This is a genomic window from Methylobacterium sp. 22177, assembly GCF_052045615.1.
GTDB lineage: Bacteria > Pseudomonadota > Alphaproteobacteria > Rhizobiales > Beijerinckiaceae > Methylobacterium > Methylobacterium radiotolerans.
The window spans coordinates 13,439-27,674 of the sequence record NZ_JBQEPK010000059.1 but is presented as its reverse complement, the minus strand read 5'-3'; the positions used below and the strand labels follow the sequence as shown (position 1 = coordinate 27,674).

Below are 14,236 nucleotides of genomic sequence, written 5' to 3'. Positions count from 1 at the left end.
CGGCCGCCCTCGCGGATGGCGAAGCGCAGCTTCTCCTCCATGGCCACCGGCACGATCAGCGCCACGTCCATGGTCACGTTGTCGCCCGGCATCACCATCTCGGTGCCCTCGGGGAGCGTGCAGATCCCGGTCACGTCCGTGGTCCGGAAGTAGAACTGCGGCCGGTAGTTGGTGAAGAACGGCGTGTGGCGCCCGCCCTCCTCCTTGGTCAGGATGTACGCCTCGGCCTTGAACTTCGAGTGCGGCTTCACCGAACCCGGCTTGCACACCACCTGGCCGCGCTCCACGTCCTCGCGCTTCGTGCCGCGCAGCAGCACGCCGACGTTGTCGCCCGCCTGGCCCTGGTCGAGCAGCTTGCGGAACATCTCGACGCCGGTCACCGTCGTCTTGGTGGTCGCCCGGATGCCGACGATCTCGACTTCCTCGCCCACCTTCACGATGCCGCGCTCGACGCGACCCGTCACCACCGTGCCGCGGCCCGAGATCGAGAACACGTCCTCGATCGGCATCAGGAACGGCATGTCGATCGGACGCTCCGGCTGCGGGATGTAGGCGTCCACGGTCGCCATCAGCGCCAGGACCGCCTCCTTGCCGATCTTCGGCTCCTTGTCCTCGAGCGCCATCAGCGCCGAGCCCTTGGTGATCGGGATGTCGTCGCCGGGGAAGTCGTACTTCGACAGCAGCTCGCGCACCTCGAGCTCGACCAGCTCCAGCAGCTCCTCGTCGTCGACCATGTCGACCTTGTTGAGGAACACCACCAGCGCCGGCACGCCGACCTGGCGGGCCAGCAGGATGTGCTCGCGGGTCTGCGGCATCGGGCCGTCGGCCGCCGACACAACCAGGATCGCGCCGTCCATCTGCGCCGCGCCCGTGATCATGTTCTTCACGTAGTCGGCGTGGCCGGGGCAGTCGACGTGCGCGTAGTGACGGTTCTGCGTCTCGTACTCCACGTGCGCCGTCGAGATCGTGATCCCGCGCGCCTTCTCCTCAGGCGCCTTGTCGATCTGGTCGTAGGCCGTGAACGTCGCCCCGCCCGTCTCGGCCAGAACCTTCGTGATCGCAGCCGTCAGAGACGTCTTGCCGTGATCGACGTGGCCGATCGTGCCAATGTTGCAGTGCGGCTTGGTGCGGGAGAACTTTTCCTTGCCCATCAGAGCCTCCTAGATTCGAATTCGCGTTGCGGAAGAAGAGATGCTTAGGCGTACTTGGCGATGACCTTGTCGGCCTCGCCGCGCGGCACCTCTTCGTAGTGGTCGAACTGCATCGTGAAGTTGGCGCGGCCCTGGGAGAAGGAGCGCAGCTGATTCACGTAGCCGAACATGTTGGCCAGCGGCACCATCGCGTTGATGACGTTGGCGTTGCCGCGCATGTCCTGGCCCTGGATCTGGCCGCGGCGGGCGTTCAGGTCGCCGATGACCGAGCCGGTGTACTCTTCCGGCGAGACGACCTCGACCTTCATCACCGGCTCGAGCAGGACCGAGCCGCCCTTCTGCAGGGCCTCACGGAAGGCCGCGCGGGAGGCGATCTCGAAGGCGAGCGCCGACGAGTCGACGTCGTGGTAGGCGCCGTCGACCAGCTCGACCTTGACGTCGACGACCGGGAAGCCGGCCAGCACGCCGGCGCCGAGCACCGAGTTCAGGCCCTTCTCGACGCCCGGGATGTACTCCTTCGGCACCGCGCCGCCGACGATCTTCGACTCGAACGAGAAGCCGGCGCCCGGCTCGTTCGGCTCGACCACGAACTTCACGCGGGCGAACTGACCGGTACCGCCGGTCTGCTTCTTGTGCGTGTAGTCGATCTCCTGACGGCGGGTCAGCTTCTCGCGGTAGGCGACCTGCGGCTGGCCGATATTCGCGTCGACCTTGTAGGTGCGGCGCAGGATGTCGACCTTGATGTCCAGGTGGAGCTCGCCCATCCCCTTGAGGATGGTCTGGCCCGACTCCTGGTCGGTGGAGACGCGGAAGGACGGATCCTCGGCGGCGAGCTTCGAGAGCGCGATGCCGAGCTTCTCCTGGTCGGCCTTCGACTTCGGCTCGACGGCGATCTCGATGACGGGCTCGGGGAACTCCATCTTCTCGAGGATCACGGCCTTCTGCGGGTCGCAGAGGGTGTCGCCCGTGCGGGTATCCTTGAGGCCGGCGAGGGCGACGATGTCGCCCGCGAAGGCCTCCTTGATGTCCTCGCGGTTGTTGGCGTGCATCAGGAGCATGCGGCCGACGCGCTCCTTCTTGTCGCGCGACGAGTTCAGGACGTTGGCGCCCGTCTCGACCTTGCCCGAGTACACGCGGCAGAAGGTGATCGTGCCGACGTGGGGATCGTCCATGATCTTGAAGGCGAGCATGGAGAAGGGATCCGAGTCCGACGGGTGACGGACGGTCTCTTCCTCGGTCTTGAAGTCGATGCCCTTGATCTCGCCGCGATCGGCCGGGGAGGGCAGGTAGTCCACGACGGCGTCGAGGAGCGGCTGCACGCCCTTGTTCTTGAACGCCGAGCCGCAGAGCACCGGGTGGAAGGCGCGCAGCTGCACGGCCTTGCGCACCAGGGTGCGCATCGTCGCCTCGTCCGGCTCGTTGCCGTCGAGGTAGGCGGACATGGCGTCGTCGTCGAGCTCGACGCAGGCCTCGACCAGCTTGGTGCGGTACTCGACGGCCTGGTCCTTGAGGTCGGCCGGGATCTCGGTCTCGTCGAAGTTGGCGCCGAGCGCCTCGCCCGACCAGACGATCGCCTTCATCTTGATGAGGTCGATGACGCCCTGGAAGCTCGACTCGGCCCCGATCGGGAGCTGCAGGCACACGGGCTTGCCGGCGACGCGGTCGATGATGTCGGCGACGCACTTGAAGAAGTCGGCGCCGATCTTGTCCATCTTGTTGACGAATACGACGCGCGGCACGTCGTACTTGTCGGCCTGGCGCCACACGGTCTCGGTCTGCGGCTCGACGCCCTGGTTGCCGTCGAGCACGCACACGGCGCCGTCGAGCACGCGGAGCGAGCGCTCCACCTCGATGGTGAAGTCGACGTGGCCGGGGGTGTCGATGATGTTCAGGCGCTTGTCGCGCCAGAAGCAGGTGGTCGCAGCCGAGGTGATCGTGATGCCACGCTCCTGCTCCTGCGCCATCCAGTCCATGGTGGCGGCGCCCTCATGGACCTCGCCGATCTTGTGGGACTTTCCGGTGTAGTAGAGGATCCGCTCCGTGGTCGTGGTCTTGCCGGCATCGATGTGGGCCATGATGCCGAAGTTGCGGTAGTCCTCGATCGCGTGCGTGCGGGGCATCGAATTGCTCCTGAGAGACGGCGGAACCGCTTACCAGCGGTAGTGCGAGAAGGCGCGGTTGGCTTCCGCCATCCGGTGCGTGTCTTCGCGCTTCTTGACAGCGTTGCCGCGGTTGTTGGCGGCGTCGAGCAGCTCGGCCGAGAGGCGCTCGACCATGGTGCGGTCGTTCCGCGAGCGCGCGGCCTGGATCAGCCAGCGGATCGCCAGCGCCTGGCGGCGCTCGGTGCGGACCTCGACGGGGACCTGGTAGGTCGCGCCGCCGACGCGGCGGGAGCGGACCTCGATCATCGGGGCCACGTTGTCGAGCGCGGCGCGGAACACCTCGATCGGGTTGGCGCGGGCGCGGTTCTCGACGATGTCGAAGGCGCCGTAGACGATCCGCTCGGCGGTCGACTTCTTGCCCTCGTACATGATGGAGTTCATGAACTTCGTCAGCACCACGTCCCCGTACTTCGGGTCCGGGATGATCTCACGCTTCTCGGCAGAGTGACGACGGGACATCTTCTGAGACTCTCGAACGAAAAGATCTTAAGCGCCCCGCGCAGGTCGCCTCAGCCCTGAGGCCGGCGACATCCTTACGAGGCCGTGGAAACACGGACCGGCGCCCGGGAAATATCCGGGCGTCCGACTTACTTCGGCCGCTTGGCGCCGTACTTCGACCGGCGCTGCTTGCGGTTCTTCACGCCCTGCGTGTCGAGCACGCCGCGCAGGATGTGGTAGCGCACGCCCGGAAGATCCTTCACGCGGCCGCCGCGGATCATCACCACGGAGTGCTCCTGAAGGTTGTGACCCTCGCCCGGGATGTAGCCAATCACCTCGAAACCGTTGGTGAGGCGCACCTTGGCGACCTTCCGGAGCGCCGAGTTCGGCTTCTTCGGGGTCGTCGTGTAGACGCGGGTGCAGACGCCGCGCTTCTGCGGGCAAGCGTCGAGCGCCGGAACCTTGTTGCGGCTCCGCTGGATCTTCCGCGGCTGGGCGATCAGCTGGTTGATCGTCGGCATCCTGTGCCCTCTTCCTCGGTCACCTAGTCCGAACTGCGCAGGGCAGTCCGCAAAACGAATATGCGCCGGAGGGCCTGTCACGGACCCTCGGCGCGGTGTGGGCAGAGGAGCACGCCCGAAACGAACGCGCTCGTACCTACGGATCTGACTTACAGCGTCAGGCGATTTGAACCCTCGGAGCGCTCGGGGCGATGGCGGCGGCTTCCGGGGGTTCGCCCGTGGGCCGTCGGCAGGCGATGGCCGTCCGAAGTGGCGCGCTTCTAGACGCGGTTGCCCCTCAGGTCAATGCGGTTACGGCAGAAAACTGCACCGCGGCTGAGGTTAAGGATCGGTCAAGGCCGCGCCATTTGGCGCCGCGCCTGCGCGACCGCTGTCGGATCGCTTATCGCCCACGGCTGTCGGCCGGGTCAACGCAGACCGGCCGGGCCGCGCCACTTCCGGCGCCACGCCCGCGCCGGGGCGGATCGAGGAAGACCTGCCCTCCGGCACGGCGGGAAAATGCGTCCCTCGCCGCCGGCGGTCTCGGCGAGATCCCCACGCCGTCATAGAATAAAGGAAATCTTTTCCCGTTGATTTAGCCGCATGCTCGAGATGATGATGGGTCGTTTCCCGACTCAGCGCCGCGCTGTCGCTCATCTGAGCGCAGCATGGACTGAATCAATACGCATCTCGATCTGTTAATTCTTCTCCACACGCACAGCCAGACCGAGAACATCCGGGAAACTGGGCAATACCTTCACCTGTACGGACTTCCGACGATCTGATGGAGCTACCTGTGCGCCGCCTCTTCGCCTTCGCCCTCGCCATCGTCCTGTCTGCGGGCCCCGCCCTGGCCGACCGTCTGGACGCCATCCGACAGGCCGGCGTTCTCCGGGTCGCCGCCTTCGACAGCAACCCACCTTTCGGTTTCGTCGATCCGGCGACGAAGCGGATCAACGGCCTGGACGTCGAGTACGCGCAGGCCATCGCCGACGCGCTCGGCGTCAAGCTGGAGGTTCGGCCCACCAATCCGGCGAATCGGATCCCGCTGCTCACCTCCGGCAAGGTCGATCTGGTTCTGGCGAATTTCACCATCACGGACGAGCGGGCCAAGCAGCTCGATTTCAGCATCCCGTACTTCGCCTCCGGCCAGCAATTCCTGGCGAAGAAGGGCACCCTGTCGTCGCCGGAGCAGCTGAACGGGCTTCGGATCGGCGCCGACAAGGGCACAACCAATGAGATCGTCCTGCGCCGCGATTTCCCGAGGGCCATCGTGGTAGCCTTCGACGACACGCCCTTCGCCTTCACGGCGCTGCGCAACGGCAACGTTCAGGCGATCACGCAGGACGGTCCGAAGCTGGTCGGGCTGCTCGCGAAGGTGCCGGACCGGGAGAACTACGAGATTCCCGCCTTCAGTATCTCCAACGACTATATCGGCGTCGGCATCCCGAAGGGCGAGACGCGCCTGCGGGATCTCGTGAACGAGACTCTGCGCGGCCTGGAGGCGAGCGGGCGGGCGGCCGCGATCTACGACCGCTGGTTCGGGCCCGAGACCGAGCAGCCCCTGCCGCGCCTGTTCCGGATCGGGGACCGTAGCTGACCGAGTCGGCCCGGCACCGATGACTCCACTGGTCGGCGACGCGCTCGCGCCGCGCTACCTCGCCTGGCTGCTGCAGGGCTTCGGCGTCACCCTGGCCCTGTCGGCAGCCACCTGCCTCGCCGGCACAGCGCTGGGCTTCGCGGCGTGCGGGCTGCGGGAGGCGGGCGGCCGCGCGGGACGCGGTGTCGTCACCCTCTCGGTCGGCATCGTCCGCAACACGCCGCTGCTGGTCCAGCTCTTCATCTGGTACTTCGCGGTCGCCGCCGCTCTGCCGCACGGCGTGACGGCCTGGCTCAACGCGCCGCACGTCCTGGACCTGGGACTCGGCGCCCTGCGCTGGCCCGCCTACGAGAGCCTCGCCGGGTTCTGCGGGCTCGCGCTCTACGCGGGCGCCTACATCGCCGAGGAACTCCGCGCCGGCATCGGGGCCGTCCGGTCCACCCAGCGGGAGGCCGCCCTCGCCCTGGGCCTGGCGCCCGTTAAGGCGTTCCGCCACATCGTGCTGCCCCAGGCCCTGCGCGTCGCCTGGCTGCCGATCGTCGGCCAGTACTTGAACACGCTCAAGAACACCTCGCTGACCATGACGATCGGCCTCGCGGAGTTGTCCTACGCGTCCCGGCAGGTCGAGACCGAGACCTTCGAGACCTTCCAGGCCTTCGGCATCGCGACGCTCCTCTATGTCGGCGCGGCGGCCGCGGTGGAGACGGCCGGGCAGATCCTCGGCCGCCGGTTCCGTCCCCCGGGCCGGCACCGATGAACCCCTCGGTCGTCATCGACAATCTCGGCTACCTGCTGGTCGGGGCTTGGCCCGACGGACCGGTCGGCGGGCTTGCCCTGACCCTGATTCTCTCCGGCCTGTCCGGTCTCGCCTCGGCCGCACTCGGGCTCATCTTCGGCGTCGTCCTGGCCGTGAGTGCGGGTGCCGCCCGGACGATCCTCACCGCCGGGCTCGGCTTCCTCCGCGCCGTGCCGGTCGTGATGCTGATCTTCTGGACCTACTTCCTGCTGCCGATCCTGTTCGGCGTGTCGATCCCGGAGGCCGGTACGGTCGCGGCGGCGCTGTCGCTCGTCGGAGGCGCCTACCTGTCCTACGGCGTGGCGTCGGGCATCGCGAGCGTCGGCCGCGGCCAGTGGGAGGCCGGCCTGGCGCTCGGCCTCGGTCCCTGGCGCACCCTGCGATTCGTCATCCTGCCGCAGGCGCTGCGCGCCATGGCGCCGTCCTTCGTCAACCAGTGGACCACGCTCATCAAGGACACGTCGCTCGCCTACGTGATCGGCGTGCCCGAATTGTCCTTCGTGGCCGCGCAGGTGAACAACCGCGCCATGATCTACCCGGCCGAGATCTTCCTCTTCGTCGGTGCCGTCTACGGCGTCCTGTGCGTCTCCCTGGACGGGCTGGCCTCCGGTGTGAGGAGGCCCGGCAAGGTCCCGGCGCATCGCGCCAAGTGACGGAGCGGCCGAGGGGCCCACGCGCCCGAGCCGGCCCGCGGGACGTGGCCGATTCCTCCGGGCACACGCGCAAGGCGTACCGGATCGGGGCAGGCGCGCGCCGGCACGGTCTACGGAGAATTAAAGCGATCCATCGAATTGTCGCGCTCATCGGGCGGCCAGGTCGCCGCCGCAGGTTCGCGTCGAGGGTGTTGCGTATGGGTTGCGTCGCGGTCAGCAACGTCGTTCCGTTCCGGCGGCCAATTCCCGCCCAGGCCCCCGGCGAGCGGGAGGCGCGCAACCGTCGCCGCAGCGAGCAGCGCTCCCTGCTGGACGCGGTCTACGCCACCGGCAGCATGATCGTCGCCGCGGAGGATCGCGGCCTCAAGCTCACCGCCTCGCGGCTGCAAGTCTACGGCTTCCTGGCGATCGAGGAGGTGGGCGAGGACGGCCGGATGCGGCGGCTCCGCCCGTCCGAGGCGATTCGCGCCCGCTCGGAGCGGCCCTGGCGCCTGTCGAAGCCCGCGAGCGGGGCCTCGGTCACCATCCCGAGCCTCGACGGCTTCCTGTTCGAGACGGCCGGCCAGCCGATCTGATCGATTCCGACCGCCGCGCGACAACCGACCGGTGCGCCGACAGGCGTGCCGGTCGTCGCGCGTCCGGGGCCCGGGCTCCGCCAGGGCACCGCCAACAGGCCCCGACGCCGGATCAGCCCCCGATGCGGCGGCGACGATTTCCCGCCGGTCGGCTTGCCATCGGCGGCCGCCCGTAGTATGCGCCCGGCCTTCGCGACATTTCCGATGGGTGCTCGCACCCCGTGAACGCGGTGACCGCGCCGGTGTCTCAAAACACCGCCAGCGCGGTCGAACACATGAGCCGGGGACGTCAGGTCCCCATCAGGCGTCGTCCGCCGGGCAATACCGTCCGTGTGCGGAAACCCGCCTGAAACAAGGAGTCACGCACGTGATCCAGATGCAGACGAATCTGGACGTTGCCGACAACTCGGGTGCACGCCGTGTGATGTGCATCAAGGTTCTCGGCGGGTCGAAGCGCAAGTATGCCGGCGTGGGCGACGTGATCGTCGTCTCCGTCAAGGAGGCGATCCCGCGCGGTCGCGTCAAGAAGGGCGACGTCATGAAGGCGGTCGTCGTCCGCACGGCCAAGGACGTGAAGCGCGCCGACGGTTCGGTGATCCGCTTCGACAAGAACGCCGCGGTCCTGATCAACAATCAGAAGGAGCCGATCGGCACCCGTATCTTCGGACCGGTGCCGCGCGAGCTCCGCGCCCGCAACCACATGAAGATCATCTCCCTGGCTCCGGAGGTGCTGTAATGGCTGCCAAGATCAAGAAGGGCGACAAGGTCGTCGTGCTCACCGGCCGCGACTCGGGCCGGTCGGGCGAGGTGATCCAGGTTCTGCCGAAGGAAGGCCGGGCCTTCGTGCGCGGCATCAACCTGGTGAAGAAGCACCAGAAGCAGACCCAGAACCAGGAAGGCGGCATCATCTCCAAGGAGGCCGCCATCCAGCTCTCGAACATCGCGGTGGCGGACGCCAACGGCAAGCCGACCCGCGTGGGTTTCCGCATCCTCGAAGACGGGCGCAAGGTCCGGTTCGCCAAGACCACGGGGGATCAGATCGATGGCTGAGGCCGACAAGAACGCCTACACCCCGCGCCTGCGCAAGCACTACGACGAGGTGGTTCGCCAGAAGCTGATCGAAGAGTTCGGCTACAAGAACCCGATGGAAGTGCCGCAGATCACGAAGATCGTGATCAACATGGGCGTCGGCGAGTCCACCGCGGACTCGAAGAAGGCCTCGGTGGCGGCGGCCGATCTGGCCCTGATCGCCGGCCAGAAGCCGGTCATCACGAAGGCCCGCAAGGCCATCGCGACCTTCAAGGTGCGCGAGGGCATGCCGATCGGCTGCAAGGTGACCCTGCGCAAGCAGCGCATGTACGAGTTCATGGACCGGCTGATCACCATCGCGCTGCCGCGCGTGCGTGACTTCCGCGGCCTGAATCCGCGCTCGTTCGACGGCCGCGGCAACTACGCCCTGGGTCTCAAGGAGCACCTCGTGTTCCCGGAGATCTCCTACGACAAGGCCGAGCAGATGTGGGGCATGGACATCGTCGTGGCGACCACCGCCAAGACCGATGCCGAGGCCAAGGCGCTGCTCGCCGCCTTCAAGTTCCCGTTCCGGCAGTGAGGCCCTCGGGTCTCAGACGCGGACACCGGAGATAGACGACATGTCGAAGAAAAGCTCAGTCGAGAAGAACGAGGCCCGCAAGGCGCTGGTGAAGCGCTTCGCGGCCAAGCGGAAGGCGCTCCTGGAGATCGCCAACAACGACGCCCTCGAGATGGAGGAGCGCTTCGAGGCGCGCCTCAAGCTCGCGGAACTGCCGCGCAACTCGTCGGCCACGCGCATCCGCAACCGTTGCGGCATGACCGGCCGTCCGCGCGCCTACTACCGCAAGATGGGCATCTCGCGCGTGGCGCTGCGCGAGCTTGGCAACCGGGGCCTGATCCCCGGCCTGGTCAAGTCGAGCTGGTAAGGAGGTCCCCATGGTCAACGATCCCGTGGGCGACATGCTCACCCGCATCCGCAACGGCCAGCTGCGCCGTCGCAACGTCGTCCAGACGCCCGGCTCGCGCCTGCGCGCCAGCGTCCTCGACGTCCTGAAGGCCGAGGGCTACATCCGCGACTACGCGGCGACGGACCTCGGCAACGGCCGCACCGAGTTCGCCATCGAGCTCAAGTACTACGACGGGCGCCCGGTGATCCGCGAGATCAAGCGCGTGTCGAAGCCGGGCCGCCGGGTCTACTCGTCGGTCGGCGAGCTGCCGCACGTGGCCGACGGCCTCGGCGTCACCATCGTCTCCACCCCGCAGGGCGTCATGGCCGACCACGAGGCGCGCGAGCGCAACGTCGGCGGTGAAGTGCTCTGCACCGTGTTCTGATCGGGACGGAGGAGGTTATCCCATGTCTCGCGTAGGCAAGAAGCCGGTCCCCGTGCCGGCCGGCGTTACCGCCACGGTCACCGGTCAGACGGTGAAGATGAAGGGTTCGAAGGGCGAGCTGTCGTTCGTCGTTCCCGCCCTCGTCAACGTGGCGATGAAGGACGGCGCCATCGAGGTGCAGCCCGTCAACCAGTCCAAGCCGGCGCGCTCCCTGTGGGGCACGTCGCGGGCGCAGATCGCCAACATCGCCGAGGGCGTCTCGAAGGGCTTCGAGAAGAAGCTCGAGATCACCGGCGTCGGCTATCGCGCCGCGATGGCCGGCAAGGCGCTCAAGCTGTCGCTCGGCTACAGCCACGACATCGAGTACGCGATCCCCGCCGGGATCACGATCGCGACCCCGAAGCCCACCGAGATCACGATCTCCGGGATCAACCGCCAGCAGGTCGGTCAGGTCGCCGCCGAGATCCGCGAATACCGCGGACCCGAGCCATACAAGGGCAAGGGCGTGAAGTACGCGGGCGAGTTCATCTTCCGCAAGGAAGGCAAGAAGAAGTAAGGAGGGCATCATGTCTCGCAAGCTCGAAGCCCTCGATCGCCGCAAGGCGCGCGTCCGCCGCGCGCTGCGGGCCGCCGCCAACGGCCGCCCGCGGCTCTCGGTGTTCCGCTCGTCGAAGCAGATCTACGTGCAGGTCATCGACGACGTCGCCGGCAAGACGCTGGCCTCGGCCTCGTCGATCGACAAGGCCCTCAAGGGCGAACTCAAGACCGGCGCCGACGTCGCCGCCGCCACCGCGGTGGGCAAGCTCGTCGCCGAGCGCGCCAAGGCCGCGGGCGTCACGAAGGTGATCTTCGACCGCTCCGGCTACATCTATCACGGCCGCGTCAAGGCCGTGGCCGAGGCCGCCCGCGAGGGTGGCCTGGAGTTCTGAGTCACGACGGCGGGCCGGGCGGATCCTCTTCGCCCGGCAGATCCGAAACCCGATCGAGCGAGCGGCCCCGCCGGCCGCGTCAGTGAGATGGACAGGTAGACAACATGGCACGTGAACGTGAAGGCGGGGGCCGCGGCCGCCGCGAAGACCGCGAGGAGCGCGACAGCGAGTTCGTGGACAAGCTCGTCCACATCAACCGCGTCGCGAAGGTGGTGAAGGGCGGCCGGCGCTTCGGCTTCGCCGCCCTCGTCGTCGTCGGCGACCAGAAGGGCCGCGTCGGCTTCGGCCACGGCAAGGCCCGCGAGGTGCCGGAGGCGATCCGCAAGGCGACCGAGGCTGCCAAGCGCGGTCTGATCCGCGTCTCGCTCCGCGAGGGCCGGACCCTGCACCACGACGTCAACGGCCGCCACGGCGCCGGCAAGGTGATCCTCCGCGCGGCCCCGCAGGGCACCGGCATCATCGCCGGCGGCCCGATGCGCGCCGTGTTCGAGACGCTCGGCATGCAGGACGTCGTCGCCAAGTCGCTGGGGTCCTCGAACCCCTACAACCTCGTGCGCGCCACCTTCGAGGCGCTCAAGAACGAGGACAGCCCGCGCTCCGTGGCGGCCCGCCGCGGCATCAAGGTGTCGAGCCTCCAGGCCCGTCGCCGCGACGCCGACCCGGCCGACCAGTCCGAAGCCGCGGTCGCGTAAGGGGAGGGTCCGATGGCACAGAAGACTCTCCGCGTCGAGCAGATCGGCTCGCCGATCCGCCGCGAGGCCAGCCAGCGCCAGACGCTGATCGGCCTCAAGCTCAACAAGCTCCACCGCGTGTCCGAGCTGGAGGACACGCCCTCCGTGCGCGGCATGATCCGCAAGGTTGCGCACCTCGTGCGCGTCCACGGCGACGTGGCGTGAGGAGGTCCCGATGAAGCTCAACCAGATCAGCGACAATCCCGGCGCCACCAAGGACCGGATGCGCGTGGGCCGGGGCATCGGCTCCGGCAAGGGCAAGACCGCGGGTCGCGGCGTGAAGGGTCAGAAGGCCCGGACCGGCGTGGCCATCAAGGGCTTCGAGGGCGGTCAGATGCCGCTGCATCGTCGCCTGCCGAAGCGCGGCTTCAACAACCTCTACGCCCAGGACCTGAACGAGGTGAACCTCGGCCGGATCCAGGAGGCCGTCGACGCGGGCAAGCTCGACAAGGCCGCCACCGTCACGGTGGAGAGCCTGGTCGCCGCCGGCATCATCGCCCGTCCCCGCGACGGCGTGAAGCTGCTCGGTGTCGGCGAGCTCACCGCGAAGCTCAGCTTCGAGGTCACCCGCGCCTCCAAGTCCGCCGTCGAGGCGGTCGAGAAGGCCGGTGGCTCGGTCAGCGTCGTCTACGCCCAGGGTGCCTCCACCCGCGGCGGCAGCGAGGCGGCCACGGCCTGACGGACGCGACGGGGCGACCGCGGGACCCGTTGCACGGGCTCCGCGCACCCTTTAAGCCGATCCTTCGAGCGGCGGCCCTGCGACCACGCGGGCCGCCGTTTTCATTTCATCCGGGCCGGTCGCCCGGCGACACTTCCAGGACGCGACGCTTATGGCCTCAGCCGCCGAGCAGCTTGCCGCCAATCTCAATTTCGGTGCGATCGCCAAGGCCGATGAGCTGAAGAAGCGCATCTGGTTCACGCTCGGCGCGCTCGTGGTGTTCCGGCTGGGCACGTACATCCCGATCCCCGGCATCGACCCGGAGCAGTTCGCCCGGAACTTCCAGCAGCAGGCGGGCGGCGTGCTGGGCCTGTTCAACATGTTCTCGGGCGGCGCCGTGGAGCGCATGGCGATCTTCGCCCTGAACATCATGCCCTACATCTCAGCCTCGATCATCGTGCAGCTCCTGACCTCGGTGATCCCGAGCCTGGAAGCGCTGAAGAAGGAGGGCGAGTCGGGCCGCAAGGTCATCAACCAGTACACCCGCTACCTGACGGTGGTGCTGGCGCTGGTTCAGTCCTGGGGCATCGCGATCGGTCTCCAGGGCTCCTCGGCCGCGATCGATCCGGGCCCGTTCTTCCTGGCCTCGACGGTGATCACGCTGACGGGCGGGACTCTGTTCCTGATGTGGCTCGGCGAGCAGATCACCTCGCGCGGCATCGGCAACGGCTCGTCGCTGATCATCTTCGCCGGCATCGTGGCCCACCTGCCGGTGGCGATCGCGGGCGCGCTCGAACTCGGCCGGACCGGCGCCCTGTCGCCGGCGATCATCCTGGGCGTGGGCGTCGCCGCCGTGGCGCTCGTCTACTTCATCGTGTTCATGGAGCGCGCCCAGCGCCGGCTGCTCATCAACTACCCGAAGCGCCAGGTCGGCAACCGCATGTACGAGGGCCAGACCTCGTTCCTGCCGCTCAAGCTCAACACCTCGGGCGTGATCCCGCCGATCTTCGCTTCGTCGCTGCTGCTGCTGCCGGCCACCGCCGCGAGCTTCTCGGCCAACGGTGGCGCCACCGGCTGGCTCGGCACGGTCACCGCCTATCTCGGCCACGGCACGCCGCTGTTCATGGTGCTCTACGCGGCGCTGATCATCTTCTTCACGTTCTTCTACACGGCGGTGGTGTTCAATCCGCAGGAGACGGCCGACAACCTGAAGAAGCATGGCGGCTTCATCCCGGGTATCCGCCCGGGTGAGCGCACCGCGGCTTTCATCGACAAGGTGCTGACCCGCATCACGGTGATCGGCGCCCTGTACCTGACCTTCGTGTGCCTCTGCCCGGAGATCCTGTCGTCCTACGCGGCGGCCAGCCTCGGCTTCGGCGGCACCTCGCTGCTGATCGTGGTCTCGGTCACGATGGACACGGTGGCGCAGATCCACGGGCACCTGATGGCCCATCAGTACGAGGGCCTCGTGAAGAAGGCCAAGCTGCGTGGCGCCTCGACCACGCAACGGCGGCGCTGAGCCTGCTACAGAGGCGGGCCGATCCCGAGGACTCTTCCGCCTCTGGCCCAAAGGTCTGGATGCCTCACCGGCCCGGACAGGCTAGAAAATCCCGAACCCGGCGATGCCAGGGAGGCTTCGCCACCACGGCTTGTGCCCACTGAGAGAGTGGGCCGAACGAGGA

Annotated in this window: 19 protein-coding genes; 15 read left to right on the top strand and 4 right to left on the bottom strand. The window is 67.9% G+C overall.

The features are described from left to right. The 4 genes from tuf to rpsL form a co-directional block, all read right to left on the bottom strand. A partial coding sequence (gene tuf, locus ACTJK8_RS29245; protein ID WP_440762969.1) for an elongation factor Tu occupies positions 1–1,151 on the bottom strand: 1,151 nt, incomplete at its 3' end. Between the two features lie 44 nt (positions 1,152–1,195). After that, complete coding sequence (gene fusA / locus ACTJK8_RS29240) at positions 1,196–3,271, bottom strand: elongation factor G (protein WP_012319184.1); 2,076 nt, start codon at positions 3,269–3,271, stop codon at positions 1,196–1,198. A 30-nt stretch (positions 3,272–3,301) separates the two neighbouring features. Next, a complete protein-coding gene (gene rpsG, locus ACTJK8_RS29235; protein ID WP_012319183.1) occupies positions 3,302–3,772 on the bottom strand; it encodes a 30S ribosomal protein S7 in 471 nt (156 codons plus the stop codon). A 128-nt stretch (positions 3,773–3,900) separates the two neighbouring features. Beyond that, positions 3,901–4,272 carry a 30S ribosomal protein S12 gene (rpsL, locus tag ACTJK8_RS29230; protein ID WP_007557568.1) on the bottom strand — a complete coding sequence of 124 codons (372 nt, stop codon included), beginning with the start codon at positions 4,270–4,272 and terminating at the stop codon, positions 3,901–3,903. 775 nt (positions 4,273–5,047) lie between these two features. Here rpsL and ACTJK8_RS29225 point away from each other — a divergent pair. The 15 genes from ACTJK8_RS29225 to secY all read left to right on the top strand — a co-directional run bounded on the left by ACTJK8_RS29225 (position 5,048) and on the right by secY (position 14,073). Then, positions 5,048–5,851 (top strand): ABC transporter substrate-binding protein, encoded by an 804-nt coding sequence (locus ACTJK8_RS29225; RefSeq protein WP_012319182.1) that lies wholly within the window; start codon positions 5,048–5,050, stop codon positions 5,849–5,851. Between the two features lie 19 nt (positions 5,852–5,870). Next, the gene (locus ACTJK8_RS29220; RefSeq protein ID WP_083743828.1) at positions 5,871–6,608 is read left to right on the top strand and encodes an amino acid ABC transporter permease; all 738 of its coding nucleotides are present in this window, start codon (positions 5,871–5,873) and stop codon (positions 6,606–6,608) included. Next, complete coding sequence (locus ACTJK8_RS29215) at positions 6,605–7,300, top strand: amino acid ABC transporter permease (RefSeq protein WP_012319180.1); 696 nt, start codon at positions 6,605–6,607, stop codon at positions 7,298–7,300. The genes ACTJK8_RS29220 and ACTJK8_RS29215 overlap by 4 nt, the downstream gene beginning before the upstream one ends. Before the next feature lie 197 nt (positions 7,301–7,497). Beyond that, entirely contained in the window at positions 7,498–7,875 is a 378-nt protein-coding gene (locus ACTJK8_RS29210; RefSeq protein ID WP_012319179.1) for a hypothetical protein, read from the top strand. 367 nt (positions 7,876–8,242) lie between these two features. Next, a complete protein-coding gene (gene rplN, locus ACTJK8_RS29205; protein WP_010686182.1) occupies positions 8,243–8,611 on the top strand; it encodes a 50S ribosomal protein L14 in 369 nt (122 codons plus the stop codon). Further along, on the top strand, positions 8,611–8,925 hold the full coding sequence (rplX, locus tag ACTJK8_RS29200; protein ID WP_012319178.1) for a 50S ribosomal protein L24: 315 nt from the start codon (positions 8,611–8,613) through the stop codon (positions 8,923–8,925). Before rplN ends, rplX begins: the two co-directional genes overlap by 1 nt. Beyond that, positions 8,918–9,484, top strand: a complete 567-nt coding sequence (gene rplE, locus ACTJK8_RS29195) for a 50S ribosomal protein L5 (RefSeq protein WP_012319177.1) — start codon at positions 8,918–8,920, stop codon at positions 9,482–9,484. Before rplX ends, rplE begins: the two co-directional genes overlap by 8 nt. A 40-nt stretch (positions 9,485–9,524) precedes the next feature. Continuing rightward, positions 9,525–9,830 carry a 30S ribosomal protein S14 gene (rpsN, locus tag ACTJK8_RS29190; RefSeq protein WP_010686179.1) on the top strand — a complete coding sequence of 102 codons (306 nt, stop codon included), beginning with the start codon at positions 9,525–9,527 and terminating at the stop codon, positions 9,828–9,830. Positions 9,831–9,840: 10 nt separating this feature from the next. After that, positions 9,841–10,236, top strand: coding sequence for a 30S ribosomal protein S8 (gene rpsH, locus ACTJK8_RS29185; RefSeq protein ID WP_012319176.1), 396 nt, complete (start codon positions 9,841–9,843; stop codon positions 10,234–10,236). A gap of 22 nt (positions 10,237–10,258) precedes the next feature. Continuing rightward, a complete protein-coding gene (rplF, locus tag ACTJK8_RS29180; RefSeq protein ID WP_012319175.1) occupies positions 10,259–10,792 on the top strand; it encodes a 50S ribosomal protein L6 in 534 nt (177 codons plus the stop codon). Positions 10,793–10,802: 10 nt separating this feature from the next. Beyond that, a complete protein-coding gene (rplR, locus tag ACTJK8_RS29175) occupies positions 10,803–11,165 on the top strand; it encodes a 50S ribosomal protein L18 (RefSeq protein ID WP_012319174.1) in 363 nt (120 codons plus the stop codon). 104 nt (positions 11,166–11,269) lie between these two features. Beyond that, positions 11,270–11,857 (top strand): 30S ribosomal protein S5, encoded by a 588-nt coding sequence (gene rpsE, locus ACTJK8_RS29170; RefSeq protein WP_010686175.1) that lies wholly within the window; start codon positions 11,270–11,272, stop codon positions 11,855–11,857. Positions 11,858–11,869: 12 nt separating this feature from the next. After that, on the top strand, positions 11,870–12,061 hold the full coding sequence (rpmD, locus tag ACTJK8_RS29165; RefSeq protein ID WP_012319172.1) for a 50S ribosomal protein L30: 192 nt from the start codon (positions 11,870–11,872) through the stop codon (positions 12,059–12,061). 10 nt (positions 12,062–12,071) lie between these two features. After that, the gene (gene rplO, locus ACTJK8_RS29160; protein WP_012319171.1) at positions 12,072–12,575 is read left to right on the top strand and encodes a 50S ribosomal protein L15; all 504 of its coding nucleotides are present in this window, start codon (positions 12,072–12,074) and stop codon (positions 12,573–12,575) included. Between the two features lie 151 nt (positions 12,576–12,726). Next, positions 12,727–14,073, top strand: a complete 1,347-nt coding sequence (secY, locus tag ACTJK8_RS29155) for a preprotein translocase subunit SecY (RefSeq protein WP_012319170.1) — start codon at positions 12,727–12,729, stop codon at positions 14,071–14,073. The last annotated feature ends 163 nt before the right edge of the window (positions 14,074–14,236 follow it).